Annotated in this window: 3 protein-coding genes and 2 pseudogenes; 3 read left to right on the forward strand and 2 right to left on the reverse strand. The window is 55.7% G+C overall.

The genetic code is table 11. From position 1 onward, the window contains the following. Positions 1-75: 75 nt before the first annotated feature. Positions 76-732 (reverse strand): tetracycline resistance transcriptional repressor TetR(D), encoded by a 657-nt coding sequence (gene tetR(D), locus DD606_RS24020; RefSeq protein ID WP_000113282.1) that lies wholly within the window; start codon positions 730-732, stop codon positions 76-78. A gap of 95 nt (positions 733-827) precedes the next feature. Here tetR(D) and tet(D) point away from each other — a divergent pair, with 95 nt between their 5' ends. The 3 genes and pseudogenes from tet(D) to DD606_RS24035 all read left to right on the forward strand — a co-directional run. After that, positions 828-2,012, forward strand: coding sequence for a tetracycline efflux MFS transporter Tet(D) (gene tet(D) / locus DD606_RS24025; RefSeq protein WP_001039466.1), 1,185 nt, complete (start codon positions 828-830; stop codon positions 2,010-2,012). Between the two features lie 94 nt (positions 2,013-2,106). Continuing rightward, on the forward strand, positions 2,107-3,216 hold the full coding sequence (locus DD606_RS24030; RefSeq protein WP_000842134.1) for an S-(hydroxymethyl)glutathione dehydrogenase/class III alcohol dehydrogenase: 1,110 nt from the start codon (positions 2,107-2,109) through the stop codon (positions 3,214-3,216). A 21-nt stretch (positions 3,217-3,237) separates the two neighbouring features. Next, positions 3,238-3,660, forward strand: a pseudogene (locus tag DD606_RS24035) (alpha/beta hydrolase-fold protein); the annotation flags it as partial. Positions 3,661-3,705: 45 nt separating this feature from the next. On the opposite strand, the pseudogene DD606_RS24040 reads toward DD606_RS24035, so the two are convergent. After that, positions 3,706-3,780, reverse strand: a pseudogene (locus tag DD606_RS24040) (IS6 family transposase); the annotation flags it as partial.

The raw sequence follows: 3,780 nt of genomic DNA on the forward strand, positions 1-3,780 counted from the left end.
AGTACCAGCGTACGGCCCACAGAATGATGTCACGCTGAAAATGCCGGCCTTTGAATGGGTTCATGTGCAGCTCCATCAGCAAAAGGGGATGATAAGTTTATCACCACCGACTATTTGCAACAGTGCCGTAAGCTGCACCTCAAACCCCCGGATCAGGCTCTCCAGGCCATGCAGAAAGGCCTGCTCACCATCATCACTGTCCATAATCTGCAGCGCTTCCCGCAATAGCGGCGGCAGGTTTTCGTCCGGTGCTGCAGGGCGGTCGGTCAGGGCGGCAGTATGCTCCTGCTGCTCCAGTACGGCACCAAGGGTAAAATGACTGACCGCTGAAATCGCATATAACCCGTCGCGCAGTGAAAAGCCGTTTTCTGTCATAAAGCGTAACTGGGTTTCCACCGTATCATACTGTTTTTCATCAGGGCGGGTGCCGAGGTGCACTTTTGCCCCGTCACGGTAACGCAGCAGCGCCCGGCGGAAACTCATTGCATTATTGCGCAGAAATGACTGCCAGGATTCCCCCGCCGCAGGCAGTGAATAATCATGATGACGCGCCAGGATCTCCACCGCCAGCGCATCCAGTAACGCCCGTTTATTTTTCACATGCCAGTAAAGTGTCGGCTGTTCTATTCCCAGCTTCTGCGCCAGCTTGCGGGTCGTCAGCCCGTCAATCCCTGTCTCATTCAGCAGTTCCAGTGCCGCATCAATAACCGATTCTCTGTTCAGCCGTGCCATGACCGTCTCCTCCGATTTTCAGATTGACACTCTATCATTGATAGGGATATATTCCAACTCTATCAATGATAGGGAATTAACACAGGATCTGAAAAATGAATAAACCCGCTGTCATCGCGCTGGTGATTACACTGCTGGACGCGATGGGAATTGGTCTGATCATGCCGGTATTACCGTCACTGCTGCGGGAATATCTCCCGGAAGCGGATGTGGCAAACCATTACGGCATTCTGCTGGCGCTGTATGCGGTGATGCAGGTCTGTTTTGCTCCGCTGCTGGGCAGATGGTCAGATAAGCTGGGGCGCAGACCGGTGCTGCTGTTATCCCTGGCGGGTGCCGCGTTTGATTACACACTGCTGGCACTGTCCAATGTGCTGTGGATGTTGTATCTCGGGCGGATTATCTCCGGGATCACTGGTGCCACCGGCGCGGTTGCGGCTTCGGTAGTGGCGGACAGCACGGCGGTCAGCGAGCGTACCGCCTGGTTCGGCCGTCTCGGTGCGGCCTTTGGTGCCGGGCTGATTGCCGGGCCGGCTATCGGCGGACTGGCGGGGGATATCTCACCGCATCTGCCGTTTGTCATTGCGGCAATACTGAATGCCTGCACCTTTCTGATGGTCTTTTTTATCTTTAAACCGGCGGTACAGACAGAAGAAAAACCGGCGGAGCAGAAACAAGAAAGCGCAGGTATCAGCTTTATCACACTGCTTAAACCTCTGGCGCTGTTGCTGTTTGTCTTTTTTACCGCGCAGCTTATCGGGCAGATCCCGGCCACTGTCTGGGTATTGTTTACGGAGAGCCGCTTTGCCTGGGACAGCGCGGCGGTCGGTTTTTCACTGGCGGGACTCGGGGCGATGCATGCACTGTTTCAGGCGGTGGTTGCCGGGGCGCTGGCAAAACGGCTGAGTGAGAAAACCATTATTTTCGCCGGATTTATTGCCGATGCCACCGCGTTTTTACTGATGTCTGCTATCACTTCCGGATGGATGGTGTATCCGGTCCTGATCCTGCTGGCAGGCGGCGGAATTGCACTGCCTGCATTGCAGGGCATTATCTCTGCCGGGGCATCGGCGGCAAATCAGGGAAAACTACAGGGTGTGCTGGTCAGCCTGACCAATCTGACCGGCGTGGCGGGCCCGCTGCTGTTTGCTTTTATTTTCAGTCAGACACAGCAGAGTGCGGACGGTACGGTGTGGCTGATTGGCACGGCACTGTACGGTCTGCTGCTGGCAATCTGTCTGCTGATCAGAAAACCGGCACCGGTGGCGGCCACCTGCTGACCGGCGCTATACAGGCAGCGCTGTTGTGCGGTATGGTGGACGGCATTCGTGCTTATCGCCTGCCATGATAAGCCTCAGACACAGAGGAACCGTTATGAAATCACGCGCAGCAGTCGCCTTCGGGCCGGGTTTACCCCTTGAAATTGTTGAAATTGATGTGGCACCGCCGAAGAAAGGTGAAGTGCTGGTGAAAATCAGTCACACCGGGGTATGCCATACCGATGCCTACACGCTTTCCGGTGATGATCCGGAAGGTCTGTTCCCGGTGGTGCTCGGCCATGAAGGTGCCGGGGTGGTGGTTGAGGTCGGTGAGGGCGTGACCAGTGTGAAACCGGGCGACCATGTGATCCCGCTGTACACCGCCGAGTGCGGCGAGTGTGATTTCTGTACCTCCGGTAAAACCAACCTCTGTGTTGCCGTCCGCGAAACCCAGGGCAAAGGCGTGATGCCGGACGGCACCAGCCGTTTTTCGTATAACGGTCAGCCGCTCTATCACTATATGGGCTGCTCGACATTCAGCGAATATACCGTTGTGGCGGAAGTATCACTGGCGAAAATCAATCCGCAGGCCAATGCGGAGCAGGTTTGCCTGCTCGGCTGCGGCGTGACCACCGGGATCGGCGCGGTACACAATACCGCGAAGGTACAGGAAGGGGATTCTGTGGCGGTATTCGGCCTCGGCGGTATCGGGCTGGCCGTGGTGCAGGGCGCACGTCAGGCAAAAGCGGGGCGCATCTTTGCCATCGATACCAATCCATCCAAGTTTGAGCTGGCAAAACAGTTCGGCGCCACAGACTGCATTAATCCCAATGATTATGACAAACCTGTTCAGCAGGTGCTGGTCGAAATGACCAAATGGGGTGTGGATCATACCTTTGAATGTATCGGCAATGTCAATGTGATGCGGTCGGCGCTGGAAAGTGCGCACCGTGGCTGGGGGCAGTCGGTAATTATCGGGGTGGCGGGTGCCGGAAAAGAGATTTCAACCCGTCCGTTCCAGCTGGTGACCGGCCGGGTCTGGAAAGGCACGGCGTTCGGCGGCGTGAAAGGGCGTACCCAGTTGCCGGGAATGGTGGAAGATGCCATGAGCGGCAAAATCGAGCTGGCGCCGTTTGTCACGCACACCATGGAACTGGATAAAATCAATGAAGCTTTTGATTTGATGCACGACGGCAAATCCATCCGCACAGTCATTCATTACTGATAACGTATTCAGGGAGATACTATGGAACGGATTGAACATCACGTCTGTTTCGGCGGCAGCCAGGAAGTCTGGCGTCACCACTCTGCGGTGACCGGCACGCCGATGACTTTTTCCGTGTTTCTGCCGCCGCAGGCAAAAACAGAGAAATGTCCTGTGCTGTACTGGCTTTCCGGGCTGACCTGCAACGAGCAGAATTTTATCACCAAAGCCGGGGCACAGCGTTACGCAGCGGAACACGGCCTGGTGATTGTCGCGCCGGATACCAGTCCGCGCGGCAGTCAGGTGGCGGATGATAAAGAGTACGATCTCGGCCAGGGTGCCGGGTTTTATGTCAATGCCACACAGGAGCCGTGGAAAGCGCATTATCAGATGTATGATTATATTCTGAATGAGCTGCACACCCTGGTAAGCGGGCATTTCGGCACATCGGAAAAACGGGCACTGTTGCAAAGTTAGCGATGAGGCAGCCTTTTGTCTTATTCAAAGGCCTTACATTTCAAAAACTCTGCTTACCAGGCGCATTTCGCCCAGGGGATCACCATAATAAAATGCTGAGGCCTGGCC

Origin of the sequence: Enterobacter cloacae complex sp. GF14B (assembly GCF_004136805.1) — a bacterium.
In the GTDB taxonomy this organism is placed as follows: domain Bacteria; phylum Pseudomonadota; class Gammaproteobacteria; order Enterobacterales; family Enterobacteriaceae; genus Enterobacter; species Enterobacter hormaechei_C.